The following is a 26,826-nucleotide window of genomic DNA, read 5'->3' on the forward strand; positions in this document are numbered from 1 at the left end:
CGACAAAAGTGCCTGAAAACCATGCCGGACGATGCATTGCGGTCTTAAAAAGCCTGTGCTAGACGGCAATCGACTTTCGACCGGGGATAGCGGAAGCCGCGCCTCCGTGCTTGGAAAAATGCAGTAAGGTCAAAGATTTAGCCAGAGTTTTCGCTCGCGCCAACAATCTGCGGCCTGTCAGACAAGAGAAAAGACGGTCCGTGGCCCAATCGTCATCGCCAATCTCAGCTGTCGCCGAACGCTATGCAGGCTCGCTATTCGAGCTTGCGCTGCAGGACAATTCAGTCGCCAAGGTCGAGGCCGACCTCGCCAGCTTCGAGGCAATGCTCAACAGCAGCGACGATCTCGCGCGGCTGATCGACAGCCCGGTGTTTTCCGGCGAGGACCAGGCAAGGGCCATCGCCGCCATCGCCGACAAGGCCCAGATCACCGGCCTGGTGGGCAATTTCCTGCGCGTCGTCGCCAAGAACCGCCGCCTGTTCGCGGTGCCCGGCATGATCAAGGCATTCCGCCAGATCGCCGCCGACCATCGCGGCGAGGCATCGGCCGAGGTCACCTCGGCGCATGCGCTGACTGCCGCGCAGCAGACCGAGCTCCAGGCGACGCTGAAGGGCATCGCCGGCAAGGACGTGGCCATTGCCATGACCGTCGATCCGTCACTGCTCGGCGGCCTGATCGTCAAGATGGGCTCGCGCCAGATCGACACGTCGCTCAAAACCAAACTCAATTCGCTCAAGCTTGCACTGAAAGAGGTCGGCTGATGGACATCCGCGCCGCGGAAATTTCCGCAATTCTGAAAGACCAGATCAAGAATTTCGGCAGGGAGGCCGAGGTCTCCGAAGTCGGCCAGGTTCTGTCCGTCGGTGACGGCATCGCCCGAGTCTACGGCCTCGACAACGTCCAGGCCGGCGAGATGGTCGAATTCCCCGGCGGCATCCGCGGCATGGCGCTGAACCTCGAAGCCGACAATGTTGGCGTCGTCATCTTCGGTGCCGACCGCGACATCAAGGAAGGCGACACCGTCAAGCGCACCGGCGCCATCGTTGACGCGCCTGTCGGCATGGGCCTGCTCGGCCGCGTCGTCGACGCGCTGGGCAATCCGATCGACGGCAAGGGCCCGATCAAGGCGACCGAACGCAAGCGTGTCGACGTCAAGGCGCCCGGCATCATCCCGCGCAAGTCGGTGCATGAGCCGATGTCGACCGGCCTCAAGGCCATCGACGCGCTGATCCCGGTCGGACGCGGCCAGCGCGAGCTGGTCATCGGCGACCGCCAGACCGGCAAGACCGCCATCATCCTCGACACGATGCTGAACCAGAAGTCGGTGCACGACAACGGCCCCGAGAAGGAAAAGCTGTACTGCGTCTACGTCGCCGTCGGCCAGAAGCGCTCGACCGTCGCGCAATTCGTCAAGGTGCTGGAAGAGCGCGGCGCGCTCGAATATTCCATCATCGTCGCCGCCACCGCGTCCGATCCGGCGCCGATGCAGTTCCTGGCGCCGTTCACCGCCTGCACCATGGGCGAATATTTCCGCGACAACGGCATGCATGCGCTGATCAGCTATGACGATCTGTCGAAGCAGGCCGTCGCCTACCGCCAGATGTCGCTCTTGCTGCGCCGCCCGCCGGGCCGCGAAGCCTATCCCGGCGACGTCTTCTACCTGCACTCGCGCCTGCTCGAGCGTGCCGCCAAGCTCAATGATGACAACGGCAACGGGTCGCTGACCGCGCTGCCGATCATCGAGACGCAGGCCAATGACGTGTCGGCCTACATCCCGACCAACGTGATCTCGATCACCGACGGCCAGATCTTCCTCGAGACCAACCTGTTCTTCCAGGGCATCCGCCCTGCAGTGAACGTCGGCCTGTCGGTGTCGCGCGTCGGCTCCTCGGCGCAGATCAAGGCGATGAAGCAGGTCGCCGGCTCCATCAAGGGCGAGCTCGCGCAATATCGCGAAATGGCTGCCTTCGCGCAGTTCGGCTCCGACCTCGACGCGGCAACGCAGCGTCTGCTCAATCGCGGTTCGCGCCTGACCGAGCTGCTCAAGCAGCCGCAATTCTCGCCGCTCAAGGTCGAGGAGCAGGTCGCGGTGATCTTCGCCGGCGTCAACGGCTATCTCGACAAGCTGCCGCTGAACCAGGTCGGCAAGTTCGAGCATGGGCTGCTCAGCCATATGCGCTCGGCCGGCAAGGACGTGCTCGACGGCATCCGCAAGGAGAAGGCGCTGTCGGACGATTTGCGCGCCAAGCTCAAGGCCGAGATCGACGCCTTCGCCAAGACCTTCGCTTGAACGAAGCTGGACGGGATCAGGTTTGAAGCATGGCTTCGTTAAAAGACCTTCGTAACCGTATCGCCTCGGTCAAGGCGACGCAGAAGATCACCAAGGCGATGCAGATGGTCGCCGCGGCGAAGCTGCGTCGCGCGCAGGAAGCGGCGGAAGCAGCCAGACCCTATTCCGAGCGCATGGGCGCGGTCCTGGCCAACATCACCCAGGCGATCGGCGGCGGCGGCGATGCCCCGGCGCTGATGACGGGCACCGGCCGGGACGACGTGCATCTGCTCATCGTCTGCACGGCCGAGCGCGGCCTGTGCGGCGGCTTCAACTCGCAGATCGCGCGCCTCGCCCGCGACCACATCCGCAGGCTGCTGGCCGACGGCAAGCAGGTGAAGATCATCTGCGTCGGCAAGAAGGGCTATGACATTCTGCGCCGCGACTACGCTTCGATGATCCTGGAGCGTGTCGACCTGCGCGAGGTGAAGACGCTCGGCTTCGCCAACGCCGATGCGATCGCGCGCAAGGTCATCCATCTCTTCAACGATGGCGGCTTCGACATCTGCACGCTGTTCTATTCGCAGTTCAAGTCGGTGATCAGCCAGATCCCGACGGCGCAGCAGATCATTCCGGCGGCCGCAGGGTCGACCGCTCCCGAGGCTACCAATGGCGGCAATGCCGTCTACGAATACGAGCCGGAGCCGGGCGAGATCCTCTCCGACCTCATTCCGCGCAACATCGCCGTGCAGATCTTCCGCGCGCTGCTGGAAAACGCGGCCGGCGAGATGGGCGCCAAGATGAGCGCGATGGACAATGCGACGCGCAACGCCGGCGACATGATCAACAAGCTGTCGATCACCTACAACCGCCAGCGGCAGGCGCAGATCACCAAGGAACTGATCGAGATCATTTCGGGCGCCGAGGCGCTCTAATCACGCCCCGCCCGGGACACCCGGCCAGCGGCGTGAACAACGGATAGACGAAAAGGGCAAAGACGATGGCGAAAGCAGCTACCCCGAAGACCGCCGCCAAGGCGGCACCGGCCCCCAAGGCGGCGAAGGCCCCGGCAGCCGCCGAGAAGGCCGCCGCTCCGGCGAAGAAGGCGGCCGCTCCGGCCAAGGCCGCGGCTTCCGCAGCCAGCGTCGCGGCCAAGCGCGTCGGCGCCGCCGGCAAGGTCCGCCAGGTCATCGGCGCCGTCGTCGACGTGCAGTTCGAGGATCACCTGCCGGCCATTCTGAACGCGCTGGAAACCGACAATGTCGGCAACCGCCTGGTGCTCGAGGTGGCCCAGCATCTCGGCGAGAACACCGTGCGCTGCATCGCCATGGACTCGACCGAAGGTCTGGTTCGCGGCCAGGAGGTCTATGACACCGGCGCGCCGATCTCGGTTCCGGTCGGTCCTGGCATGCTCGGCCGCATCATCAACGTCATCGGCGAGCCGGTCGACGAGGAAGGCCCGGTCGACGGCGTCGAAATGCGCGCCATCCACCAGCCGGCTCCGGCCTATGTCGATCAGTCGACGGAAGCGCAGATCCTGGTCACCGGCATCAAGGTTCTCGACCTCCTGGCGCCTTATGCCCGCGGCGGCAAGATCGGCCTGTTCGGCGGCGCCGGCGTCGGCAAGACCGTGCTGATCCAGGAACTAATCAACAACGTCGCCAAGGCGCATGGCGGTTTCTCGGTGTTCGCCGGCGTCGGCGAGCGCACCCGCGAAGGCAACGATCTCTATCACGAATTCATCGAATCGGGCGTCAACAAGAAGGGCGGCGGTGCCGGCTCCAAGGCCGCGCTCGTCTACGGCCAGATGAACGAACCGCCGGGCGCGCGCGCCCGCGTCGGTCTGACCGGCCTCACCGTCGCCGAATATTTCCGCGACCAGGGCCAGGACGTGCTGTTCTTCGTCGACAACATCTTCCGCTTCACGCAGGCGGGCTCGGAAGTGTCGGCGCTGCTCGGCCGCATTCCTTCCGCCGTGGGCTACCAGCCGACTCTCGCCACCGACATGGGCGCGCTGCAGGAGCGCATCACGACCACGACCAAGGGCTCGATCACCTCGGTGCAGGCGATTTACGTGCCGGCCGACGACTTGACCGACCCGGCGCCGGCGACCTCCTTCGCCCACCTCGACGCCACGACCGTGCTCAACCGCGCGATCTCGGAAAAGGGCATCTATCCGGCCGTCGATCCGCTGGATTCCACCTCGCGCATGCTCGACCCGATGGTCGTCGGCGAGGAGCACTATCAGGTCGCCCGCCAGGTGCAGTCGATCCTTCAGCGCTACAAGTCGCTGCAGGACATCATCGCCATCCTTGGCATGGACGAGCTTTCGGAAGAGGACAAGCAGACGGTTGCCCGCGCCCGCAAGATCGAGCGCTTTCTGTCGCAGCCGTTCTTCGTCGCCGAAGTGTTCACCGGATCGCCGGGCAAGCTGGTCGACCTCGCCGACACCATCAAGGGCTTCAAGGGCCTTTGCGCCGGCGACTACGACCACCTGCCGGAAGCCGCCTTCTACATGGTCGGCGGCATCGACGAGGCGGTCGAGAAGGCACAGCGCCTGGCGGCTGAAGCGGCATAAGAAAGCGAATAGCGAATAGGGAGTAGCGAATAGGGAGCAACGGGTTTGGCGAGTTTCTTCACTACTCGCTACTCGCTATTCCCTACTCGCTAAATTGAACATGGCTGAAGCTTTCAAGTTCGAACTGGTCTCGCCGGAGCGGCTGCTCGTTTCCGAGCAGGTCGAGTCGGTCGTCATCCCGGGCGCCGAAGGCGAGATGACGGTGATGGCGCAGCACGCGCCGGTCATGACCACGATCAAGCCCGGCGTCGTCACGATAAAGACCGCGGGCGGCAAGGAAGAGCGCTTCGTCGTGTTCGGCGGTTTCGCCGACATCCTGCCTTCCGGCTGCACGCTCCTTGCCGAATCGGCGACGCATGTGAACGACATCGATCGCGCCGATCTTGCTCGTCGCATCCAGGAGGCCAAGGAAGACGCGGCCGACGCCAAGGACGACGAGAGCCGCAGCAAGGCTGAGCAGTTCCTCAGCCAGCTCACCACGCTGGAAGGCGCGCTGCTGCCGGCGTAATTTCGGCTGCCGATAAGCGATTGAGAAAGGTGGGGCTTGCTTGCCCCGCCTTTTTTGTTGGTGCTTTCCGTTTGCGAAACAGTCCCGAATGCGAGTGGGGTCGATCATGCCCGCGCTGCAGGTAGTGAACGGGTCGGTCGGCAAACAGTGAATCCGTCCCGGCGCACCGTCGAGCCATGCCGGGCACAAACGCTATCCAACCGTTCCACTCTTGTTGCCGATGCCGAGCGCGGCGAGAGCCAGCTGCGAACCGCCCTGCTTGAAATGGACGAGATGTGTAGCGACAAATTCGATCAATTTCCGCCGTTCCGGGTGACCCTTGGCAAATCCTGCGAGATCGAACACCGCCGCCGTCATTTCTGCCGTCGGCAGATTGCGGCCGAACAGCTCGTTAAGGGCAGCATCGAGCGGGTCGGTGAAATGGCCCTCAGGCAAGCTGCTACCGCGCGCGGCGCAGGCGGCGATCCAAGCGGCGACAACCAGCGACAGATGTTCCGGCAGCAAGCCGGCCTCTAGCCGGGCGAGGGCGGATGCGACGATGCGTTGCGGCAGCTTCTGGCTGCCGTCATTGGCGATCTGCGCAGTGCGGTGGGCGAGCGCGGTGTTGGAAAAGCGCTCGGCGAGCTCGGCCGTATAGGCGCTTGTGTCGAGCCCGGCCTCCTGCGGCAGGGTTGGAATGGCCTCGGCCCAGAGCCAATCGACGAACTGCCGGATCGACGGATCGGCAAAGGCGCGGTCGACGGTGGCGTGGCCGCTGAGCAGGCCAAGATAGGCAATGCCGGAATGCGCGCCGTTGAGCAGCCTCAGCTTCATGTCCTCGAAGGGGCCGACATCCTCGACCATGGTGACGCCGAATTTCTCCCAGGCAGGCCGCCCGGCGGGAAAGCGGTCCTCGATCACCCATTGCCGGAACGGCTCGGTCATCACCGGCCACGCATCATCGATGCTGAGCTCGCCAGCGATGCGGGCGCGATCGGCGTCCGTGGTCGCCGGCACGATGCGATCGACCATTGAGGACGGGAAGGCCACTTCATCGGCGATATGGCCTGCCAACGGCCGGTCGCCGGAGCCTGTCTGGGCGTCGCGCAATTTCGCGAACTCGACCAACAACCGATGCAGCGTCGCGCCGTTGGCCGGCAGGTTGTCGCAGCAGAGCACCGTGAAGGGCGGCGTGCCGGCGGCGCGGCGGCGCGCGAGCGACTCGGCGAGAAATCCATGCGCCGTCTTCGGCGATACCGGGTTGGCGAGGTCGTGGACAATTTCGGGGTGCGCGCTGTCGAGCGTGCCGTCGGCTGCTCTCAGATAGGCCTTTTCGGTGATGGTGAGCGTGACGATGCGGATGCGCGGATCGGTGAGCGCGGTGAGCACCGCGCCCGGGTCCTCCGGGGCGACGAGCAAGGACTGGATCGAGCCGATGACCTGCAGCTGTTCGCCGGCGCTGTCCCTTATTGCCAGCGTGTAGAGCCCGTCCTGCGGCGCCAGCGCATCGCGCGTGTCGAAGCTGCGCAGCGAGACGCCGATGATGCCCCAATCGCTCTCGCCATCCGCCAGACAGGCATCGACATAGGCGGCCTGATGGGCGCGGTGAAAGGCGCCGACGCCAAGATGGACGATGCCGAGCGCGACGGACTTGCGGTCATAGCGAGGCACCAGAACTTCGGCCGGCAGCTCCGCAAGGGTGGCGTTGGACAGACGGCCTTTCATGGAAGCTGGTCTCCGATCGGAAAACGACGGCAGCGACCTAACACCCGCTGTCGCCGTGCACAATGGCCGGGTTCCTTTCGAAAGTCATCATACAACTGCATAATATTTGTATGTTGACATTATCTCTGACCGATCTACCAATGGCGAAGCCTGGGAGGAGCCGCGTGGCCGTATTGACCGATCCGGACCTGCTTTTTTCGCCAGAAACGCGATCGTTGGCGCGCGCCCTTTACGCGGGTGTGAAGGACCTGCCGATCGTCAGTCCGCATGGCCACACCGACCCGCGCTGGTACGCGCTCAACGAACCGTTTTCCGACCCCGCGCAGCTCTTGATCGTGCCGGACCATTACATTTTCCGCATGCTGTTCAGCCAGGGCGTGCGGCTGGAGGAACTCGGCGTCCCGACGCTCGACGGCGCACCCGTCGAAACCGACGGCCGGGCGATCTGGCGGCGCTTCGCCGAGCATTATTATCTCTTCCGCGGCACGCCCACGCGGCTCTGGCTCGACCACGTGTTCGAGCATCTGTTCGGCATCGGGGAGCCGCTCACCGCAGCCAGCGCCGACCGCATCTACGATACGATCGCCACGCTGCTGCAACGCGACGACTATCGGCCGCGCGCGCTGTTCGAACACTTCAACATCGAGGTGATCGCGACGACCGAAGGCGCGCTCGACGATCTCAAATGGCACCGGACGATCCGCGACAGCGGCTGGAAGGGCCGCGTCGTCACCGCGTATCGGCCGGACGCCGTGGTCGATCCCGATTTCGAGGGGTTCCCGGCCAATCTGGATAGGCTCGGCGAGATCACCGGATGCGACACCGGCAGCTGGTCCGACTATCTCGAGGCGCATCGAAAGCGCCGCGCCTTTTTCAAGGAGTTCGGCGCGACCTCATCCGATCACGGCCATCCGACGGCCGAGACCGCCAATCTCTCCGACGCGGCGGCGCAGGAGCTGTTCAACCGCATCCGGCGCGGCTCCGAGGATGAGCGCGAGCGAAAACTGTTCCGAGCCCAGATGCTGACCGAGATGGCCAAGATGAGCCGCGACGACGGCCTGGCGATGCAGATCCATCCTGGATCATGGCGCAATCATTCGCCTTCCGTTTTCCGGAAATTCGGCCGCGACAAGGGCTTCGATATCCCGACGCGGACCGATTATGTGTCGGCGCTGAAGCCGCTGCTCGACTGCGTCGGGCTGGAGCGCGACCTCACGATCATCCTGTTCACGCTCGACGAGACGAGCTATGCGCGCGAGCTGGCGCCGCTCGCCGGCGTCTATCCGGCGCTCAAGCTCGGGCCGGCCTGGTGGTTCCACGACAGCCCGGAAGGCATGCGCCGCTTCCGCGAGATGACCACCGAGACGGCGGGCTTCTACAACACCGTCGGCTTCAATGACGACACGCGCGCCTTCCCGTCGATCCCGGCGCGCCACGACGTCGCGCGGCGTGTCGACTGCGCCTTTCTGGCGCGGCTGGTCGCCGAGCATCGCCTCCGGGAGGAGGAGGCGCATGAGCTGGCGCGGGAGCTTGCCTACTCGCTTGCCAAGAAGGCGTACCGACTCTGAGCTAAGGTATTCGTGATTTTTGAAGGGAGGAAAGAGATGTTGCGTATTTCGAGATTGCTGGCGGCGACATTCGCCATCGGGTCCTTGATGATCGGAGCCGCGCAGGCCGAAACCGTCCTGCGCTCTTCGGACACCCATCCGGACGGCTATCCGACAGTCGAGGCGGTCAAATACATGGGCGAGCTGATCAAGCAGCGCACCAACGGGCGCTATTCGATCGAGGTCTATCATTCGGCGCAGCTCGGCGAGGAAAAGGATACGATCGAGCAGACCCAGGCCGGCGTCATCGACCTCGATCGCGTCTCCATGGGGCCATTCAACGGCATCGTGCCGGAAACCGCCGTGCCGTCGTTGCCCTACATCTTCCGCTCGGTCGAGCATATGCGCCATGTCATGGACGGACCGATCGGCGACCAGATCCTGAAGGCGTTCGAGGCGCATGACCTTGTCGGACTCGCCTTCTACGATTCCGGCGCGCGCTCCTTCTACAACACCAAGAAGGACATCGCCTCGATGGCAGACATGAAGGGCATGAAGTTCCGCGTCATCCAGTCGGACGTCTTTGTCGACATGGTCAATGCGCTCGGCGCCAACGCCACGCCGATGGCCTATGGCGAGGTCTATTCGGCGCTGCAGACCGGCGTCATCGACGGCGCCGAGAACAACTGGCCGAGCTTCGAATCCGCCAAGCATTACGAGGTCGCCAAGCACTACACGCTGGATCAACACCAGATCGTGCCGGAGGTGCTGGTGATGTCGAAGGCAAGCTGGGACAAGCTGGCGCCGGAAGACCAGGCGATCGTGCGCCAGGCGGCCAAGGACAGCGTCGTCAAGATGCGCGAGCTGTGGGACGCGCAGGAGAAGAAGTCGCGCGACATCGTCGAGAAAGCCGGCGTCAAGATCAGCGAGATCGACAAGCAGCCGCTGATCGACGCCATGAAGCCGGTCTACGACAAATATCTGTCGACGCCCGAGCTCAAGGAGCTCGCCGCCCGGATCCAGGCGACGAAATGACCGGGATCGGCAACAGGCCCGGTGGCACGGAGGCCTCCGTGCTGCCACCCAGCCGGTCGGGTCCGAAAGGGTTCTGGCTGCGGGTGGAACGCGCCCTTTCCGGGCTTGCGCGGTTGGCCTTATGGGTCAGCGGCACCGGGTTGACGCTGATGACCGTCATCATCTTCTGGCAGGTCTTCTCGCGCTACATGCTGAACCGTTCGCCGAGCTGGACCGAGTCCTCATCCGTGCTGCTGATGGGCTGGTTCATCTTTCTCGGCGCCGCCGTCGGCGTGCGCGAGCGCACGCATCTCGGCTTCGACGTCCTGCTCTATGTCTTGCCTGCCTCGGCCAAGGCGGTGCTGCGCAGCATTTCCGATCTCGTCGTGCTGGCCTTCGGCGCCGGCATGATCGTCTATGGCGTGCAGCTCGCCAGGTTGACCTGGAACACGGTGATGCCGTCGCTCGCCTTGCCCGGCGGCGTCAGCTTCCTGCCGGTCATCCTGGGAGGGGCGCTGGTCTGCCTGTTTTCACTCGAGCGGCTAGCGGGACGCTTTGCCGGGCTGCCGGTCGATGCCGACATCTACGCGACCGGCGAGGAGCTCTGAACCATGGCGCTGATCGTGCTTTTCGGCACTTTCGTCTTCCTGCTGGTTATCGGCACGCCGATCGCGTTCTGCCTCGGCATCGCCAGCTTCGCGACGATCCTCACGATCGGCCTGCCACCGGTCGTGGTGTTCCAGCGGCTCAATTCCGGCGTCAGCGTCTTTTCGCTGATGGCCATCCCGTTCTTCATCTTCGCCGGCGACCTTATGGTTCGCGGCGGCATCGCCGCCCGCCTGGTGGCATTGGCCGGGTCCCTGGTCGGCCATCTGCGCGGCGGCCTGGGTCAAGTGAACATTGCCGCGTCGACCATGTTCGGCGGAATTTCCGGTTCGGCGGTAGCCGATGCCTCAGCGGCCGGCGGGCTGATGATCCCGCAGATGAAGGCGCGCGGCTACGGCATCGACTATGCCGTCAACATCACCTCCGTCGGCGCCATCATCGCGCTGCTGATCCCGCCGTCGCACAACATGATCATCTATTCGATCTCGGCCGGCGGCCGCATCTCGATCGCGGATCTGTTCACCGCCGGCGTTCTGCCGGGGCTGCTGCTGGCCCTGTCGCTGATGGTCACCGCCTATCTGGTGGCAAGCCGGCGCGGCTATCCGACGGAACCTTTTGCCGGTTTCGGCCGGGCCTTGCAGCTGCTTGTCGCTGCCATTCCCGGGCTGATCCTGATCGGCATCATCTTTGGCGGCGTCCGCTCGGGCATCTTCACTGCCACCGAAAGCTCCTGCATTGCCATCGTCTATGCTTTCCTGGTGACGTTGATCATCTACCGGTCGATGAGCTGGAACGATTTCGTCACCGCGACGACAGCGGCGGTGCGCACGACAGCGATGGTGCTGATGATCATCGGCTGCGCCGCGGCCTTCGGCTGGCTGCTGGCCTATCTCCGGGTTCCGGCAGCGCTTGTCGCGTTTTTGCAGTCCGTGTCCGACAACAAGCTGGTCATACTGCTCCTGATCAATGTCGTCCTGCTCATCCTCGGCACATTCATGGATATGTCGCCGCTCATCATCATCACCACGCCGATCTTCCTGCCGGTGGTCATGGCCTATGGCGTCGATCCCGTGCATTTCGGCGTCATCCTGATCCTCAATCTCGGCATCGGCCTCTGCACGCCGCCGGTGGGCGCGGTGCTGTTCGTCAGTTGCGCGATCGGCCGCATTCCCATCTGGACGGCAATGCGCTCGATCTGGCCGTTCTATGGAGCGGCGTTCGTGGTGCTGATGCTTGTCACCTACATACCGGAAATCTCATTGTGGCTGCCGAGCCTGTTTCACTAGGAGGGCACCACGTGTCCCAAACAGTTGCCGACCTCAGGGTCGAACGCAAACCGAAACTGTCGGAGACCGTGGTCGCGGCGATCCGCAAGCAGCTCTTGGCAGGCGAGATTCCGCCCGGACAGAAGCTGCCAACCGAAGGCCAGCTGACGGAGACTTTCGGCGTCAGCCGCACGGTCATCCGCGAGGCGCTGGCCAAGCTTGCCGCCGACGGCCTGGTCGAAGCTCGGCAAGGCGCCGGCGTCTTCGTCAGCGAGCACATCTCGACGAGCTTCGGCGTTTTGGCCGCCGACATGGGAGCCAAGGATTCGGTCGCGCTCAACGTGCTCGAGGTCCGCCTCGCGATCGAGATCGAATCGGCGGGCCTGGCCGCCATCCGCCGCAACGCCGCCCAGGAGGCCGCGATCCAGGAGGCCTTCTTCGAGTTCGAGCGGCTGCTGCTCGCCAGCCAGCCGACCGGCCCGGCCGACCTCGCCTTCCACCGCGCGATCGCCAGCGCCACTAATAACCCGTTCTATGTCGAGATGCTCGATGTGCTGGGACGCCGCGCCATTCCTTGCGACGTGACGTCGCCCTGGTCGACAGAGCTCGTCCAGTCGGACGACTACCAGCGCGGCCTGCAGCGCGAGCATCTCGTCATCCTCAATGCGATCTCGGCGGGCGATGCCGAGGCCGCGCGCGAGGCGATGCGCACGCATCTGACCCGCAGCCAGCAGCGCTACCGCGAGCGGCTGCAGGCCAGGCAGGCCTATTATGCCAATTCGCTGAAAGCCGCATCGACCGAGTGACCTCAGACAAGGCCTAGAAATGGACCAGACACAATTTTCCTCGCGCTTCGCCATCGATCCCATCACCGCCGCGGCCATGGGAACAGACGAGCTGCGCCACCATTTCCACGTCGAGGGGCTTTTCCAGCCGGGCCTCGTCAGCCTGACCTACACGCATTACGACCGCATGATCGTCGGCGGCGCCATGCCTATCGACAAGATCCTGCCGCTCGAGGCGATCAAGCCGACCGGAACCAAGGCTTTCCTCGACCGCCGCGAACTGATCGCCGTCAACATAGGCGGCGCCGGCACCGTCACCGCCGACGGCGTGGCTTACGAATTGGCGGCGCGCGACATGGTCTATCTCGGCATGGGCGCTGAGCAGGTGTCGTTCGGCTCGGCGGAGCCCGACAAGCCGGCAAAATTCTACCTGCTTAGCGCACCGGCGCATCGGCCCTATCCCAGCCAGTTGATCCGCATCGGCGACGCCAGACGGCTCGACCTCGGCAGCCAGGCGACCAGCAACGAACGCTCGATCTTCCAGTTCATCCACGCCGACGGCGTCAAGACCTGCCAGCTCGTCGTCGGCATCACGCAGCTCGCGCCAGGCTCGGTGTGGAACACCATGCCTTGCCATGTGCATGACCGGCGCATGGAAGCGTATCTCTACTTCGATCTGCCGGAAGGGCAGCGCGTCTTCCACTTCATGGGCGAACCGGACGAGACGCGCCACATCGTCATGCGCAGCGAGGAGGCGGTGCTGTCGCCGGGCTGGTCGATCCATTCGGGCGCCGGCACATCCAACTACGCCTTCATCTGGGCGATGGCCGGAGACAATGTCGACTATACCGACGTCGATCAGGTGGCGATGGATCAATTGCGGTGAGCGATCTTTCCGCCTTCAGCCTTACCGGCAAGCGCATCCTGGTCACCGGCGCCAACACCGGCATCGGGCAAGGCATCGCCGTGTCGATCGCGCGCGCCGGCGGCCTGGTGGTCGGCGTCGGCCGTTCGGCGATGGATGACACCGCCGCGAAAGTCGCGGCCGCGGGCGGCAGCTTCGAAGCGGTGAGGACCGATCTTGGAGATCCGACCGAGGCGGCCGCCATGCTCGACCGGGTCTGGAGCGAGAGCGGCCGGCTCGACGGCCTCGTCAACAATGCCGGCATCATCCGGCGCGCCGATGCGGTCGAGCTGAGCGAAGCCGATTGGGACGAGGTGATGGACATCAATTTGAAGACGGTTTTCCGGCTCTGCCAGAGCTTTGCCAGGCGCGTGCTGGCGGAGCCCGGACGGCGCGGCAAGATCGTCAATATCGCCTCGGTGCTGAGTTTCCAGGGCGGCATTCGCGTCGCTTCCTATACGGCCTCGAAGCACGGCGTGCTCGGCCTCACAAGGCTGCTCGCCTGCGAATGGGCGGCGAAAGGCATCAACGTCAACGGCATCGCGCCGGGCTATATCGAGACCAACAACACCGAGGCGCTGCGCGCCGACCCGGACCGCAGCGCGGCCATCCTCGGGCGCATCCCCGCGGCGCGCTGGGGCCGGCTCGACGATATAGGCGACGCAGCCGTGTTCCTGCTGGCGCGGGCGTCGGACTATATGCATGGCGCGGTGGTGCCGGTCGATGGCGGCTGGTTGGCGCGGTGACCGTCTCCCGCCGGAAAACCGCGCCGGACCTTGCCTGGATTTGCTTTACAAGCCGAACGGAAGCTGAGCGATGACCGATATCTTTTCGCATGCGGGCGAAAAAGCCTGGGAGCCGACGCCGGACGGCAACAGGCGGCGCGTGCTGGTGCATACCGATGAATTGATGATGGTCGAGTTCGCCTTCGACAAGGGTGGCGTCGGCGCGCTGCATTCGCATCCCCACGTCCAGGCAAGCTATGTCGCCGAGGGTCGCTTCGAGGTCACTGTCGACGGCCGATCGGAGATCCTCGAAACAGGCAGCAGCTTCATCGTGCCGTCCAATCTCGTGCATGGCGTCAAGGCGCTGGAGGCCGGGCGGCTGGTCGACAGCTTTGCGCCTTGCCGGGCCGATTTCCTCGGCTAGGACAGGTCGGCGGTTCTACCGAGCGCCGAACTGCACCGGAGCGGTTTCACACCTTTCCGGAACCGCTGCGACCGCCATGTGATCGCGGCGGCCTGCCGCGAGCAGGCGATGCGCGGCTTCGAGTATGGCCTCGACCGGCGCGTCGGCGACATAGGCCGAACGACCTCGCCTTGGCGCCGTGACGACTTCGACCGCGTTTGAAAGGGGGCGCCAGCGCTCCATATTGGCGCCGTTGTTGACGATCACCGCCGGCGTCATGACGGCGGCCATCAGATGCGCCAGTCCGCCCTCCATGCCGATATAGGCGACCGCCGTCTCGCCCAGCGCAAGCAGGAGATCGTCGAAGCTTGCAATGTCCGGCGCCAGTTCTGGACCGGCCACCTGGAGGCGGCCTTCCCTTGCGAGGAGCGCCGGTGGCGCCGGTCCGCTGCCGGGGGTCGCCAGATACAGCACTCGGTAGCCGGCATCGATGAGATTGCCGGCAACGGTCACCACCTGATCTTCGCTCATGCACTTCCTGCCATGGGCATTGCCGCCAAGCAGGACAAGCGGACGGCCGCAACCGCCGCGCAACTGGCGCGCCAGAGCCCGCGTAGCGTCCGGCACATCGAGCCTGTGATCGAAAGGCAGATGCCGCCCCGCCAGACGCTCGACCAGCCGGTGGTAGCGCCAGGCATTGTGTTCCGGCCGCAGCGTCAACCGCGTGCCCCAGCGCAGCGACAGAAGATGGCCGGCAAAGTTCGCTTCGTAGCGGATGCCCCGGCCTGCAAGTCGAAGAGCCGTGAGGATGAGGCCCGGCACGCCGGTGCGCAGATCGACGACGATGGCTTTGCGGCCGCGCGGCGCGAATTCGGCGAGGATGGCTGAAAGCGGCGTCTTCGTCCTGAAATCGTCGACGAGATGCGCGACATGCTTGTGCAACGCATGCGAGAGCGATGAGCCGCGCATGGCGCCGTAGACGACACGGCTTTGCGGAAAGGCCGTCCTCGCCGCCCGCAGGGCCGGAATCCGCAGCAAGCCGTCGCCAAGCGCGTCGTTGCGGGCATAGAATATCAGCGCGGGCGCGGATGAATCCATGGCGGAGACGGGTTCCATTGCTGGGGTGTCGGAGAAGCAGGACGACTGCGGAAGAATAATATCAGCAAGCCTCCGGCTGAGTTCTGCAAGAATATGCTTGGTTTCTTTTATAAAGAAAGCGCGATCTCGTCACCCCGCCGACGCCGGCCATGCGGGCCTTCTGTCGCGAATTCAGCTATGACATGCCTGCCTGGGACCGGCGCCGCCGGGTGAAGCGTTTCAGCGCTGCTGCAGCGCAAGGCGTATGCCGAGCGCGCAATAGATGCCGCCGACCACCTTGCCCTGCCATTTCAGCACCGCCGGATTGCGGCGCAGGAAGGAACCCAGGCCGCCCGCGCTGACGGCGAAGACGGCCGTGCTGAAGAGCCCGAGCAGAACAAAGATGATGCCAAGCTGCATCAGCTGCAGCACCACGAAACCACCTTGCGGGTGCACGAATTGCGGCAGGAAGGCCAGGAAGAACAGCGCGGTCTTCGGATTGAGCACTTCGGTCAGGATCGCCTGCCGGAAGGCCCGGCCCGCGGAAATGGGGAGCGTCGTGGCCGCCAGGTCTGCCGGCGCCTTTTCGAAAATGGCGCGGATGCCGAGATAAACGAGATAGGCCGCGCCGATATATTTGACGATGCTGAACAGCATCGCCGAAGCGGCGATGACGGCCGAGATGCCGACGATGGCCATGACGGTGTGGATCACGTCGCCAGCCGCGACACCGGCGCCGGTGGCGATGCCGACCTTCGTGCCCGAGCTCGTCGCCCGCGCGACCGTGAGCAGCGTCGCCGGCCCCGGGATGAAGACGAAGCCGAACACGACCGCGATGTAGGTGACGAGCGTCGCGGGATCGATCATGCCAAGGCTCCTTTTGCCTCGCCGCCGCCCTTCATCGGAGCGGCTCGGCGTTATAGCACCGCAGAACGGGCCGGGGGAACTCTCGGGCGGCGAAGTCGGCGATCGCAGCGATTCGAGCGGAATGCCGTGACGGCCCTCCAGGCTTCGGTGATTTCGTCGCAAGCGCACCCTATCCCACAGCCCTGTCGTTCGAAGCCGCCGCGAATGGACAGCGGCATTGCTTTGACCTTCCGTTTCAATGCACGTCGTTGTATCGAGACGACAAGGCCGAACGATGCCGGATCGGCAATCGAGCCAAGGCGCCTGCCCCAGGCGCCGGCAAGATCAAGGGGGCTGGCTTGGAAGAGCAAGCGACATGTGAGACCCGGCGATGCCGGGCTGAAACGTGCAGGCTCCACGACAGGCGCGCTTGTCGCCAGGATGGAATCGGCGACCGGAAGCAGCCTGCCGCATGATCGCGCCACCCATTCTCATCGCGAGCCGGCTTGGGCTTATTGTGACGCCGGACATGTTGCCCGGCGGCGATGGGATCAACATCAACGGGCCGTCGCTTATCGGCATGCCGGACTGGGCGCCGGGGCGGCAGGGCGCCTACTATCTCTATTTCGCCGATCACGGGGGTTCCTATATTCGCCTCGCCTACGCCGATTCGATCGAAGGCCCGTGGCGCATCCATCCCGGCGGGGTACTGTCCCTCGCTCAATGTCCGTTCATCAAAGGCCACATCGCGTCTCCCGACGTTCATGTCGATCAGCAGAATCGCCGCTTCGTTATGTATTTTCACGGACCGGCAAAAGGCGGAGAAGGCCAGACGACCTTTGCCGCGACATCCACTGACGGCCTTCATTTCAATCCGCTTTCCGAGCCGCTCGGGCCTTCCTATGCCCGGTTCTTCCGCCACGATCAGTGGTGGTACGGTCTTCTCGGGACAGGAGCCATCACCGTCTTCCGCTCCAGGACCGGCATCTCCGATTTCGAACGGGGTGCGGTCGTTCTGTCCGGCATGAAGCATCTTCCCACCCCGAGGCATCTTGCACTGCAGAAATCCGGTCGCTGGCTGCGGGTCTTTTACACGCGCAGGGGCGACGCGCCGGAACGGATACTTCACGGCACGATCGATCTCGCCGAGGACTGGAGAGGCTGGACGGTCAAAGGCGAGACCGAACTGCTGCGACCGCAGACGGACTTCGAAGGCGCGGGCCTGCCGGTTTGCCCCAGCCGGGACGGACCGGCCGAAGGCGCGGAGAACGCGTTGCGCGATCCTGCGATTTTCGAGGAGAGAGGCCGCACCTGGCTGCTCTACGCCGTTGCCGGAGAGAGCGGCATCGCCTTGGCCGAGATCACGTCGAGGGACGTTCCTGGCAAAGCAGCCCGGATGCCGGCGACCACTCTACGCCGTGGCGCAAGACGACTGTTCTGGCGCTTGCGCAAGGCTGCGCCCCGGCTGCCCTCGGCAATGACGTTTCGCAAAAGAATCTTCATTGCCGGCTGTGCTCGCAGCGGAACCACGCTAAGCCGTCGTTTGATGGCGTGTTTCGACGATATCTATGTTCATAGGGACGAAGCGCCGTATCAGGCGCTGCTCGAACTGGATCGCCCCGAAGTCAATCTGGTCGTCAAACGCACCTATGAGAGCCATAAGGACATCGAGCATCTGCCTGGCTCGGTCGGATTGATCTATTGCGTGCGGCATCCTTTCGACGTGCTCACAAGCTCCCATCCAGAGACGGTGAACGAACGGCGTTTTCACGTAACGACCGAGCGCTGGGAGGCGGAGTATGACGGGCTGATGCGCCTTAGAAAGGCTCAACCCGAAAGAGCCGTTTTCTATCTGCGCTATGAGGAATTGATCGCCGAACCCGATATCGTCCAGGGCAGGATCGCCCGGTCGTTCGGTCTTTCACCGGTCACGCTTTATAGCCGCGATGCGGACAATCCGATACGGCCGACGTCGCTGAGAAAATGGGAGCGCAATGAAGAATTCCAGACCTACCTGCATGGCCTGCCAGCGGCGTTCCTCGCCCGCGTGGAGAGCTTCTGCCACGAATTCGGCTACGAAATGCCGGCCTACACCTTGAACGCGGGAACGGCGCGGTGATGCCGGCGCAGGCAGTGAGCATCCGGGCCGAGGATCACAAGCGGCGCGTCCTGAAGGATGTGTTCGGCTTCGACGATTTTCGCCCCGGGCAAGCGACCGTGATCGAGGCGTTGCTGTCCGGGCGGCATGTGCTGGCGGTGATGCCGACAGGCGCCGGCAAATCGCTCTGCTATCAGGTTCCGGCGCTGGTCAAAGGCGGGCTTACCATCGTGGTGTCGCCGCTGGTGGCGCTGATGCAGGACCAGGTCGCCGCCTTGCGCCTTGCCGGCGTGGCCGCCGACACCATCAATTCCTCGCTCGACCGCGACGCCAATGTCGCTGCCTGGCGCCGCGTGGCGTCCGGGCAGACGCGGCTGCTCTATATGGCGCCGGAGCGGCTGATGACGGAGCGGATGCTCGAAGCCCTGTCCCGGCTCGATGTCGGCCTGATCGCCATCGACGAGGCGCATTGCATCTCGCAATGGGGACCGGCCTTCCGGCGCGAATATGAAGACCTGTCGCAGTTGCGCGGCGTGTTTCCGCAGGTGCCCATCATCGCGCTGACGGCGACGGCGGACGAGGCCACGCGCGCCGACATCGAAGCGCGGCTGTTTGCCGGGCGCGCCGAAACCCTGGTGCTGGGCTTCGACCGGCCTAATATCAAGCTGGCGATAGAGCCCAAGCAGGACAGCAAGCGCCAGCTGTTGCGCTTCATCGAGCGTCACCAGGGCAAGAGCGGCATCATCTATTGCCTGTCGCGCCGCAAGACGGAAGAAATGGCGGCTTTCCTGGAGAAGAACGGCGTGCGCGCGCTCGCCTACCACGCCGGCATGAGCAAGGAGGCGCGGGAGGCGAACCAAAACACCTTCATGAGCCTGTCGGGCGTCGTCATGGTGGCGACCATCGCCTTCGGCATGGGCATCGACAAGCCCGACGTCGCCTATGTCTTCCACACCGATCTGCCCGGCAGCCTAGAGGCCTATTACCAGGAGATCGGCCGCGCCGGCCGCGACGGCCGGGCGGCGGAAGCGCATATGCTCTACGGCGCCGGCGACATCCGCACGCGCCGGATGTTCATCGACGACGAGGATACCTCGCCCGAGCACAAAAGAAGGGCGCATCGCCGGCTAGACACGCTGATCGGCTATTGCGAGACGGCGCAGTGCCGGCGCCAGGTGCTGCTCGGCTATTTCGGCGAGGAGGCGCAAGCCTGCGGCAATTGCGACAACTGCCTCGACCAGGCGCCGCGCGCCGATGGCGGGGCGGAGGCGCGGATCATCCTCGCGGCCGTCGTGCAGAGCGGCGAGCGCTTCGGCGCCGCCCATGTCATCGACATCCTGCTCGGCCACGAGACCGAAAAGGTGCTGGCCAGAGGCCATCAGCAGCTCGCCAGCTTCAGGACCGGCATCATGCACCGGAAGCCGGTCTGGCTGTCGCTCATCCGGCAACTTGTCGCCGGCGGCTTCCTGGTGCCGGATCCCGACGGCCATGGCGGCCTCGCCATCTCGGAAAGCGGCCGCGCGCTCGGCCGCGGCGAGGTTGCGTTCGAGTATCGTGTCGAAGGCCGGGACCGTCTGGCGCGCGGCAGGAAGCGTGCCGCGCAAGGCTCTGCCACGGGCGAGGGCGTGGACACTTCCTTGCTGGCCGCGCTCAAGACGCTGCGGCTGCGGCTTGCCAAGGAACGCCAGGTGCCTGCCTATGTGGTGTTCTCCGACCGCACGCTGATCGACATGGCCGAGCGCCGTCCGCGCGACCTCGACGACTTCGCCGAGGTGAACGGCGTGGGTGCAGCGAAGCTCAAGGAGTTCGGGGAGGCGTTTTTGAGTGCGATCGCGGCGCACCCGTCAGAAAGCTGACAACACGCACATCTCAGCCTACTGCCGCCGGAGTCTGCCGCTTAACCCACGCCTTGGACGGCCTGAACCATGGCGTTTACGGCTTCAACGGGCTGCAGGCCAGCTTCGCGCACCAGCGTGCGCCAGGTGAAGAAGCTCAGCGCCACCCGTAGCAACGCTCGCTGGCTGCCGCCAAGGCCTTCGCCGAGCACTCCCTGGCAGGTCGCGAAATACCGGCCGATGCTCGTCTCGACAGCCTCCCGGGTTGGCGGGTGATGTTCGGCGTCGCGCAACACGCTGGCCACCACGCTTTCATTGCGCCCGTACCATTCATAGATCGCCAACAGCGCAATCCGCATCCGTTCGCCTGGGTCGGCCACAACTCGCCACGGCTCAGGGCTCGGCAGCGGATGCGTCTCGATGTGCGTGCTCGAGCAGGCCTGCAGCAGGCTGCGCTCATTGGGGAAGTGGGCGTAGAGCGTGTGTCGCTGAACGCCGGCACGCTCGGCGACCAAGCTGAAGGTCGTTGCTGCGGGACCAACGCTACCGTGCAGGTCGATCGCAGCTTCGACGATGCGCCGCCGGGTTTCCGCCTGCTGCTCGGCACGGCGTTTAAGGGTGTATTTGCGGGTCATCTATTTAAATGCACACGCATGTGCACCCATTATTGACAGGGCTCTAATATTTCGCTACACACATATGTACTTCGATTTTGATTCGAAGTCCAGCCCGGGATCAACCGGGAGAGGGAACGCAACCATTGTTTTGGAGGAAATTCCATGGAAACGAAAATCGACGAAATCGCCGAGGGCATCTACCGCCTATCGACCTATGTACCGGATATTGCTCCGCCCGTCGGCTTCACCTTCAACCAGTTCCTGGTCATGGGCGATGAGCCGCTCATGTTCCACACCGGTCTGCGGAAGATGTTCGCGCTCAACCGCGACGCGCTTGCCCGCATCATCCCGCCGGAGCGTCTTCGCTGGATTGGATTTGGCCATTTCGAATCCGACGAATGCGGCGCCATGAACGAATGGCTCACCGTTGCGCCGCAAGCAACGGCCGCGCACGGACAGACAGGCGTCCACGTGTCGCTCAACGATTTCGCGGATCGTGCGCCGCGGGTGCTGAAGGATGGCGAGGTGATCGACATCGGCGGCGGCAAGCGCGTGCGCTTCATCGATACACCGCACACGCCGCATGGTTGGGACGCCGGCGTCATGTACGAGGAATCGACCGGCACCCTGCTCTGCGGCGATCTGTTCACCCAACTCGGCAACGACCGCGCGCTGACCGACGGCGATGTTGTCGGCCCGGCGATCGCCGCCGAGGATCTGTTCAAATATTCGGCACTCAATCCCGGCATGGGCACGACCATCCGCGAGCTTGCCAAGCTCGCGCCACGCACTCTGGCGCTCATGCATGGCCCGTCGTTTTCCGGCGACGGGGCTGCGGCCCTGCGGGCGCTTGCCGAGGACTACGACCGCCGTGTCTCGGCTCAGATGGCCGAAGCCATGCAGAGGCTGGCAGCATGAGCGCGCCCGTAGAGGGCACAAAGACGGACTGCCGGATCACCGGCGTTTGCGGCCGTCAGGGGCGCACCTGCCCGAACGCCGGCTTCCTATGCCGCATCCTGCTTCGGGCTCAGGATGTCAGTCCTGCGAAGGGCGCCGCGCGAATGCGTAACCTGAAATGAATGAGCGGCCTCCTTCGCCAAGGCTTCGGAGGCCATCTTCGCGAAGGATCGCCAATCAGCTGGCAAGGCAACATTTCTTGAATTTCTTGCCGCTTCCACAAGGGCACGGATCGTTGCGCCCGACGTCGCGCCAGGGGTTGGTGGCCGGTGTGACGCTGGTGAAGGCCAGGTCCAGCCGTGAGGCTTGCCCATCCTCGTCCTCGTCAAGATCGAATTCGTCGTCGCCGAACTCGAAGTCGTCGTCATCGTCAAGGCCGCGGGTCCAATCCAGCGCCACAAGGACATCCTCGATGTAACTCAGACTGGCGCGATCGAACCGGCCGATGTCGCCCGGTTGCTGCTCGGCTTCCCGCAGGTCGCTTTCGAAATCACTGCGTTCAAGCGCATCTTCCGGGATCAGGCCCTCATCCCAAGCGCTGTAGGCAAGCGGAACGAGGTCTCGCAAGGCAAGCATCGCGATGGCTTGCAGCCAGCCGACCCACACGTAATCCCAGTCGTCGGCCAGCCTCTCCCTGTAGAACCGTTCCACGAAATCCCTTGTCCGGTCGCGCTCGATGCGACCTTCCCAGGTCAAAAAGGTCACCGCGCCAAACGCCGCATCGCGGATGAATTCGTCGCCGGAGCGTTCGGCAATGATGTCGAACAGCGCGCCGGCGTCGCCGTCGAATACGCCTACGATGATGCGCGACAAGGTTTCGGTTATGGCGTCGCCAAGCAGCCGGTCGGCTTCCTTCCCAGGGCGGCGCAGCAGACGCAGCAAAGCTTGGCATGCCTGGGTGTCGCGGGCGCCGCCGAGGATATACACGCCCCTGAAGAGCAGCATCTCTTCATCGTCCGACAAAGGCTGTCCGTTGGCGGCGCGTTCAAGGACCATGCGCAGCGCAGGCGCTGATTCTTCTATCCTGATCGTGCAGACCGCGAGTGCGAGATCCGGCACCTGCCGTTCAGTCGCCACGGCATGGAGATAGCGGTCTATCGGAAACAGTTTGAAGTCGCTGCTGTCGTCGGAAAGCAGCTTTTCCAGATCTTCTTTTTTCATCGCGTCCAGTCGCGTCGATGGAGCCCCGGCCCGGCGGTATGCTACCGATCCCCCAGCCACACACTTGTGTCAATCCTGAGAGCGAGGATGAGCGAATACCAATATTATGAATTCCAGGCGGTCGACCGTCCCCTTGGCAACGCGGATCGCCACGTGCTTCGCGATTTGTCATCGCGGGCGCGGATCACCGCCACAAGCTTCACCAATTTCTACGAGTGGGGGGATTTCAAGGGCGATCCGGACGAGCTCATGGAGCGCTGGTTCGATCTTCATCTTTATTGGGCCAATTGGGGTTCCCGCCGCCTGATGATCAAGCTGCCGGCTCGGCTGGTTGATCGGGATCGCGTGGGCGCCTTCCTTGGAGCGACCGACGACGTCATGCTCAGGGTCGCTGGTGAGAATATCATTATAAGCATCGCGCGCGACGAGTTGGAGTTCGAGTACCTGGACGACGACGACTCAGGTTGGCTCTCGGCCTTGGCGCCGTTGCGGGCCGACTTGCTCGCCGGCGATCTTCGGCTTTTCTATCTGCTTTGGTTGATGGCTGTCGAAGCGGACGCGATTGAACCCGATGAGCCGGAGCCGATGCCGGGAATCGGACCGCTGACCGAGGCGCTCGAAGCGTTCGCCGAGTTCTTCGGCATCGATCGCGATCTCGTCCGGGCGGCGGCTGAGCGAAGCGCGACAACGGGTCCCGATGGCGCGGCACCGGATATCGCCCGGCGGGTGGTCGCGGCGATGAGCGACGTCGAGAAAACCAGTCTGCTCATGCGGGTTTTCAATGGCGAGCCGAATATGTCCGCCGAGTTGCGGGCCATGATTCGGGCACGTCTGGAACCCGAAACGACAATCTCGCCTGGCCCTTTGCGCACAGCAGCGGATCTGCAGGCGCGGGCCGAAGAAATCCGCCTTTCCCGCAAGCGCGCCGAGGCGGCGCTGGCGGAAGCGCAGCGGCGACTGCAAGCGGAAGCGGCTGAGAAGGCCCGCGATATCCGGGTCGAGGTCCTTCGCCAGCGGGGTGAAAATGTCTGGGAAGAGGTCGAGGTCGAGATCGGGCGGCGCAACCCCGCCGGCTACGATAAAGCAGCGGCGCTCCTTTCCGATCTATTGGCGCTTGCCGAAAAACAGGGCAGCACCGAGGATTTCCGTCTCCGGCTTCAGTCGCTCCGGGAGCGCCACGCAGGGAAGGGGCGCTTCCTCGAACGCCTGGTGGCGCTGGGATAGTTTTTCCCCACGCTTGCCTTCCTTAGCCGAGGCCTCGCAGGGCATCTGCGCAAGTCACTAGCGCTGGTCCTGCGAAGCGCGCGGCGCAATGCAGGATGGCGGAGAGGGAGTCCGCCATACTAGCGTTCTCCGCTGTTCCCCGTCGTTCTTAGAAGCCCGAGATTCAAAAGGGCTTTTGGTGGCATGTGTCTTCCATCGTTCGCCAATGTTCCCTATTGTCCGCGAAATGAAGTGGGGAAGAAAGTGGGGACGATGGCCCGTTCGCTTCAAAAACTGACGGACGTGAAAGTCAAGTCAGATAAGTGGAACCCTGGCCGTCATAGCGACGGGGGCGGCCTGTATCTCAACGTGTCTGCCGTCGGCACTAAGTCGTGGCTCTTCATGTGGACACCAGCCGGCAGCAAGCGGCGGGAAATGGGCCTGGGCGCCTACCCAGCGGTGTCACTGGCGAAAGCGAGAGCGAAAGCCACCGAGTACCGCGCGGCAGTCGCGGAGGGGCGAGACCCAATTGCCGAACGAGCAAAGGAAGCCGAACCTACCTTCGGGGAGTGCGCCGATAAATTCCTGACGTCAATGGAGGGCTCTTGGCGGAATGAGAAGCACCGCGCGCAATGGAAGATGACGCTTGAAGAGTATTGCAAGTCGATCCGCACGAAGCGGGTCTCGATGATCGGCACCGAGGAGGTCTTGCAGGTGCTGAAACCGATCTGGACGACTAAGCCGGAGACAGCTTCTCGGCTGCGAGGGCGGATCGAGCGTGTCTTGGATTTCGCAAAGACCAAGGGTTGGAGGGAAGGGGAAAATCCCGCCCTGTGGCGCGGTCATCTAAAGAATGTGCTGCCGGCAAGAAGGAAGCTGACGCGTGGTCATCATGCCGCGATGGCCTTTCATCAGGTTCCGGCATTCGTCGTGCGGCTTCGGTCCGCAGAAGCGATGGCAGCACGAGCCTTGGAGTTCCTTATCCTAACAGCTGCGCGGTCGGGGGAGGTTTATGGTGCGAAATGGGCCGAGATTGACCTAGTCGCCGGTCTTTGGACGATCCCCGCCGAGCGGATGAAGGCGGCCAAGGAACACCGGGTGCCGTTGTCCGATCGTGCCCTAAGCCTTGTCAAAAGCCTTTATGATTCGAGGGTGTCTGATTTCGTCTTTCCTGGGCAGAAAAAAGATCACTCCCTATCGACGTCGGCGATGGAAATGCTGCTGCGTCGCCTGGAGGTTGATGTGACGGTCCATGGCTTCCGATCGTCTTTCAGAGACTGGGCGGGAGACAAAACGACGTTTCCCCGGGACCTGGCGGAGGCCGCTCTGGCACATGAAATTGGTAACGCGGTGGAGCGGGCTTATCGCCGAGCGGATGCCATCGAGAAGCGGCGCAAGCTAATGCAAGCTTGGTCGGACTATCTGCGCGGGGCAAGGACTGGAAATATTATAAGATTGGAGAAACTTGGAACAGGCCGGTAGAACTGAGCGGCAGTGCAATCTTCGCCTTGGCTTCAAGTTGGCCCACTTTGGAACCAGCTCTGAAGCGGACACTTATTTGGCGTCCGCTATCGCCTTAAGCATGATCAAATCATCGATTTTCAGCCGTTGCCCACGGTCATCTTTGATGATTGGCTTTATCGCTTCGTGGCCGAGGTCCCGTAGGATTTGAAGAGCGTCTTCCGGGTTGTCCGCGCTGGCAGATGCCGACCCGCTGGGGGTTAGCCACGATATCGAGAAGGCAGGCATTCTTTCCTCCAATGCTATCCCGCTAAGCATATAGGTGGTTCGGCCTGGGGGAGCAAACGCGCCGAGGCGCCCTTTCGCCAGATCGTCGGATTTCAAACGGAGATACGGGCACCATAGTATGCCCGATTCCGAGGGGGCGGTTCATTCAGACATTCTAACAACTGTTCCCTGCCCGGTACCCGCAGCGGCATTTGGCGGGATCGCGACGACCATCAAGGACATAGCAATTATGGCGAACACAATACGTGGATAGGCCATGGTTCTTTCCTTCAGTTTAGCGGGTTGACGTTGACCTCAGAGACGATCGGGACAAACACTTTCGTGTAGAAGGCGTCTCCGACTGGTCCTAGAGAAACCGAGTATTCACCGCGGTGACGGCCGTTGAGCAGGCCGAGATCGCAGAGGCGGTCCAGCCGAGGTCGCGCTTTCGTGATCTTGGTGTTGGGGCTGAAGTTCAGAAGCTCGGCGAGCTTCTTCAGGCTCACGCATGTGCTCGGCTTGATTCCGTGGTGCCAGACCACCGCTTCCCGGATGAGAGAGGGTAATGCAGGGCGCACGAGCTCCGCGATGTGTGTTCTCCCCAACGGAAACAGCAAAGCCTTCCGCCGCTCCAGCCCCTTCATAAAATGCAAAAGCCCGTGTTCAAAGGCGCTTGAAGGCAAGGCAGTCAGTCGAGTGACCAAAATGATTGGGTCCTCGGTGAAGGAAACTGCAGGCCACCAGGGTACGTTCTCATGCAAGCCGCCCATATGGTCGTACGAACCTTCTCTCGAACGCAGCCAGTTCAGTGTCAGCAGTATTTGATCGTCGATGACAGTCTTCACCCAGCTTTGCTCATAGTGAGCCCATGCGCGATCAAGACTATCGCGGATTTCTCGTCTGGGGGGTCGGTCGCTCGACGGGATAATAGGAACACTCATGCATCGCTCCTCGGCGCGAACATCGCTGCCTAGGATGATGGGTATCGTGGGGGTG

The 26,826-nt window shown here is 63.6% G+C and carries 25 protein-coding genes; 18 read left to right on the forward strand and 7 right to left on the reverse strand.

The window, feature by feature from the left end; all coding sequences use genetic code 11:
* Nucleotides 1–200 precede the first annotated feature (200 nt).
* The 5 genes from LB525_RS22675 (at nucleotide 201) to LB525_RS22695 (ending at nucleotide 5,355) form a co-directional block, all read left to right on the forward strand.
* Entirely contained in the window at nucleotides 201–761 is a 561-nt protein-coding gene (locus LB525_RS22675; RefSeq protein ID WP_224547373.1) for a F0F1 ATP synthase subunit delta, read from the forward strand.
* Nucleotides 761–2,290, forward strand: coding sequence for a F0F1 ATP synthase subunit alpha (gene atpA, locus LB525_RS22680; protein ID WP_140546138.1), 1,530 nt, complete (start codon nucleotides 761–763; stop codon nucleotides 2,288–2,290). The genes LB525_RS22675 and atpA overlap by 1 nt, the downstream gene beginning before the upstream one ends.
* A 29-nt stretch (nucleotides 2,291–2,319) precedes the next feature.
* Nucleotides 2,320–3,204 (forward strand): F0F1 ATP synthase subunit gamma, encoded by an 885-nt coding sequence (locus LB525_RS22685; RefSeq protein WP_224547376.1) that lies wholly within the window; start codon nucleotides 2,320–2,322, stop codon nucleotides 3,202–3,204.
* Between the two features lie 65 nt (nucleotides 3,205–3,269).
* Nucleotides 3,270–4,847: a F0F1 ATP synthase subunit beta gene (atpD, locus tag LB525_RS22690; protein ID WP_095769728.1), complete on the forward strand. Its 1,578-nt coding sequence runs from the start codon at nucleotides 3,270–3,272 to the stop codon at nucleotides 4,845–4,847.
* Nucleotides 4,848–4,947: 100 nt separating this feature from the next.
* Complete coding sequence (locus tag LB525_RS22695) at nucleotides 4,948–5,355, forward strand: F0F1 ATP synthase subunit epsilon (RefSeq protein WP_095769727.1); 408 nt, start codon at nucleotides 4,948–4,950, stop codon at nucleotides 5,353–5,355.
* A 192-nt stretch (nucleotides 5,356–5,547) separates the two neighbouring features.
* Here the strand turns inward: LB525_RS22695 and LB525_RS22700 are convergent, their stop codons facing one another.
* Nucleotides 5,548–7,059, reverse strand: a complete 1,512-nt coding sequence (locus LB525_RS22700) for a mannitol dehydrogenase family protein (RefSeq protein WP_224547378.1) — start codon at nucleotides 7,057–7,059, stop codon at nucleotides 5,548–5,550.
* 164 nt (nucleotides 7,060–7,223) lie between these two features.
* On the opposite strand from LB525_RS22700, the gene uxaC reads away from it, so the two are divergent.
* The 8 genes from uxaC (at nucleotide 7,224) to LB525_RS22740 (ending at nucleotide 14,329) form a co-directional block, all read left to right on the forward strand.
* Complete coding sequence (gene uxaC / locus LB525_RS22705; RefSeq protein WP_224547388.1) at nucleotides 7,224–8,627, forward strand: glucuronate isomerase; 1,404 nt, start codon at nucleotides 7,224–7,226, stop codon at nucleotides 8,625–8,627.
* A gap of 36 nt (nucleotides 8,628–8,663) precedes the next feature.
* Nucleotides 8,664–9,641 carry a TRAP transporter substrate-binding protein gene (locus tag LB525_RS22710; protein WP_224547400.1) on the forward strand — a complete coding sequence of 326 codons (978 nt, stop codon included), beginning with the start codon at nucleotides 8,664–8,666 and terminating at the stop codon, nucleotides 9,639–9,641.
* Nucleotides 9,638–10,228, forward strand: a complete 591-nt coding sequence (locus tag LB525_RS22715; protein WP_224547402.1) for a TRAP transporter small permease — start codon at nucleotides 9,638–9,640, stop codon at nucleotides 10,226–10,228. The genes LB525_RS22710 and LB525_RS22715 overlap by 4 nt, the downstream gene beginning before the upstream one ends.
* 3 nt (nucleotides 10,229–10,231) lie before the next feature.
* Nucleotides 10,232–11,512, forward strand: a complete 1,281-nt coding sequence (locus LB525_RS22720) for a TRAP transporter large permease (protein WP_224547404.1) — start codon at nucleotides 10,232–10,234, stop codon at nucleotides 11,510–11,512.
* An 11-nt stretch (nucleotides 11,513–11,523) separates the two neighbouring features.
* Entirely contained in the window at nucleotides 11,524–12,297 is a 774-nt protein-coding gene (locus tag LB525_RS22725; protein WP_224547407.1) for a FadR/GntR family transcriptional regulator, read from the forward strand.
* A gap of 19 nt (nucleotides 12,298–12,316) precedes the next feature.
* Complete coding sequence (gene kduI, locus LB525_RS22730; RefSeq protein WP_224547409.1) at nucleotides 12,317–13,162, forward strand: 5-dehydro-4-deoxy-D-glucuronate isomerase; 846 nt, start codon at nucleotides 12,317–12,319, stop codon at nucleotides 13,160–13,162.
* Nucleotides 13,159–13,926, forward strand: coding sequence for a 2-dehydro-3-deoxy-D-gluconate 5-dehydrogenase KduD (gene kduD, locus LB525_RS22735; RefSeq protein ID WP_224547411.1), 768 nt, complete (start codon nucleotides 13,159–13,161; stop codon nucleotides 13,924–13,926). Before kduI ends, kduD begins: the two co-directional genes overlap by 4 nt.
* 70 nt (nucleotides 13,927–13,996) lie before the next feature.
* Entirely contained in the window at nucleotides 13,997–14,329 is a 333-nt protein-coding gene (locus tag LB525_RS22740) for a cupin domain-containing protein (RefSeq protein WP_140697907.1), read from the forward strand.
* Between the two features lie 15 nt (nucleotides 14,330–14,344).
* Here LB525_RS22740 and LB525_RS22745 read toward each other — a convergent pair whose 3' ends face one another.
* Nucleotides 14,345–15,406 (reverse strand): glycosyltransferase family 9 protein, encoded by a 1,062-nt coding sequence (locus tag LB525_RS22745; protein ID WP_224547413.1) that lies wholly within the window; start codon nucleotides 15,404–15,406, stop codon nucleotides 14,345–14,347.
* A 219-nt stretch (nucleotides 15,407–15,625) separates the two neighbouring features.
* Nucleotides 15,626–16,252: a LysE family translocator gene (locus LB525_RS22750; protein ID WP_095769717.1), complete on the reverse strand. Its 627-nt coding sequence runs from the start codon at nucleotides 16,250–16,252 to the stop codon at nucleotides 15,626–15,628.
* Nucleotides 16,253–16,703: 451 nt separating this feature from the next.
* Here LB525_RS22750 and LB525_RS22755 point away from each other — a divergent pair, with 451 nt between their 5' ends.
* Nucleotides 16,704–18,350, forward strand: coding sequence for a sulfotransferase (locus LB525_RS22755; protein WP_224547415.1), 1,647 nt, complete (start codon nucleotides 16,704–16,706; stop codon nucleotides 18,348–18,350).
* The gene (gene recQ, locus LB525_RS22760) at nucleotides 18,350–20,185 is read left to right on the forward strand and encodes a DNA helicase RecQ (RefSeq protein ID WP_224547425.1); all 1,836 of its coding nucleotides are present in this window, start codon (nucleotides 18,350–18,352) and stop codon (nucleotides 20,183–20,185) included. The genes LB525_RS22755 and recQ overlap by 1 nt, the downstream gene beginning before the upstream one ends.
* A gap of 41 nt (nucleotides 20,186–20,226) precedes the next feature.
* On the opposite strand, the gene LB525_RS22765 is transcribed toward recQ, so the two are convergent.
* Nucleotides 20,227–20,799: a TetR/AcrR family transcriptional regulator gene (locus LB525_RS22765; RefSeq protein WP_224547427.1), complete on the reverse strand. Its 573-nt coding sequence runs from the start codon at nucleotides 20,797–20,799 to the stop codon at nucleotides 20,227–20,229.
* Nucleotides 20,800–20,943: 144 nt separating this feature from the next.
* Between LB525_RS22765 and LB525_RS22770 the strand changes: the two genes are divergently transcribed.
* Nucleotides 20,944–21,699 (forward strand): MBL fold metallo-hydrolase, encoded by a 756-nt coding sequence (locus LB525_RS22770; RefSeq protein ID WP_224547429.1) that lies wholly within the window; start codon nucleotides 20,944–20,946, stop codon nucleotides 21,697–21,699.
* Nucleotides 21,700–21,915: 216 nt separating this feature from the next.
* Here LB525_RS22770 and LB525_RS22775 read toward each other — a convergent pair whose 3' ends face one another.
* Complete coding sequence (locus tag LB525_RS22775) at nucleotides 21,916–22,899, reverse strand: DUF1186 domain-containing protein (RefSeq protein WP_224547432.1); 984 nt, start codon at nucleotides 22,897–22,899, stop codon at nucleotides 21,916–21,918.
* An 87-nt stretch (nucleotides 22,900–22,986) separates the two neighbouring features.
* Between LB525_RS22775 and LB525_RS22780 the strand changes: the two genes are divergently transcribed.
* Both LB525_RS22780 and LB525_RS22785 read left to right on the forward strand, forming a co-directional pair.
* A complete protein-coding gene (locus tag LB525_RS22780; protein ID WP_224547433.1) occupies nucleotides 22,987–24,123 on the forward strand; it encodes a hypothetical protein in 1,137 nt (378 codons plus the stop codon).
* A gap of 252 nt (nucleotides 24,124–24,375) precedes the next feature.
* Nucleotides 24,376–25,584, forward strand: a complete 1,209-nt coding sequence (locus LB525_RS22785; RefSeq protein WP_224547434.1) for a tyrosine-type recombinase/integrase — start codon at nucleotides 24,376–24,378, stop codon at nucleotides 25,582–25,584.
* A 72-nt stretch (nucleotides 25,585–25,656) separates the two neighbouring features.
* Here LB525_RS22785 and LB525_RS22790 read toward each other — a convergent pair whose 3' ends face one another.
* Both LB525_RS22790 and LB525_RS22795 read right to left on the reverse strand, forming a co-directional pair.
* Nucleotides 25,657–25,851 carry a hypothetical protein gene (locus tag LB525_RS22790; protein WP_224547435.1) on the reverse strand — a complete coding sequence of 65 codons (195 nt, stop codon included), beginning with the start codon at nucleotides 25,849–25,851 and terminating at the stop codon, nucleotides 25,657–25,659.
* A gap of 269 nt (nucleotides 25,852–26,120) precedes the next feature.
* Nucleotides 26,121–26,826: hypothetical protein (locus LB525_RS22795; protein WP_224547437.1), on the reverse strand; the 706-nt coding region annotated here is incomplete at its 5' end.

Origin of the sequence: Mesorhizobium sp. CA16 (genome assembly GCF_020165175.1) — a bacterium.
GTDB lineage: Bacteria > Pseudomonadota > Alphaproteobacteria > Rhizobiales > Rhizobiaceae > Mesorhizobium.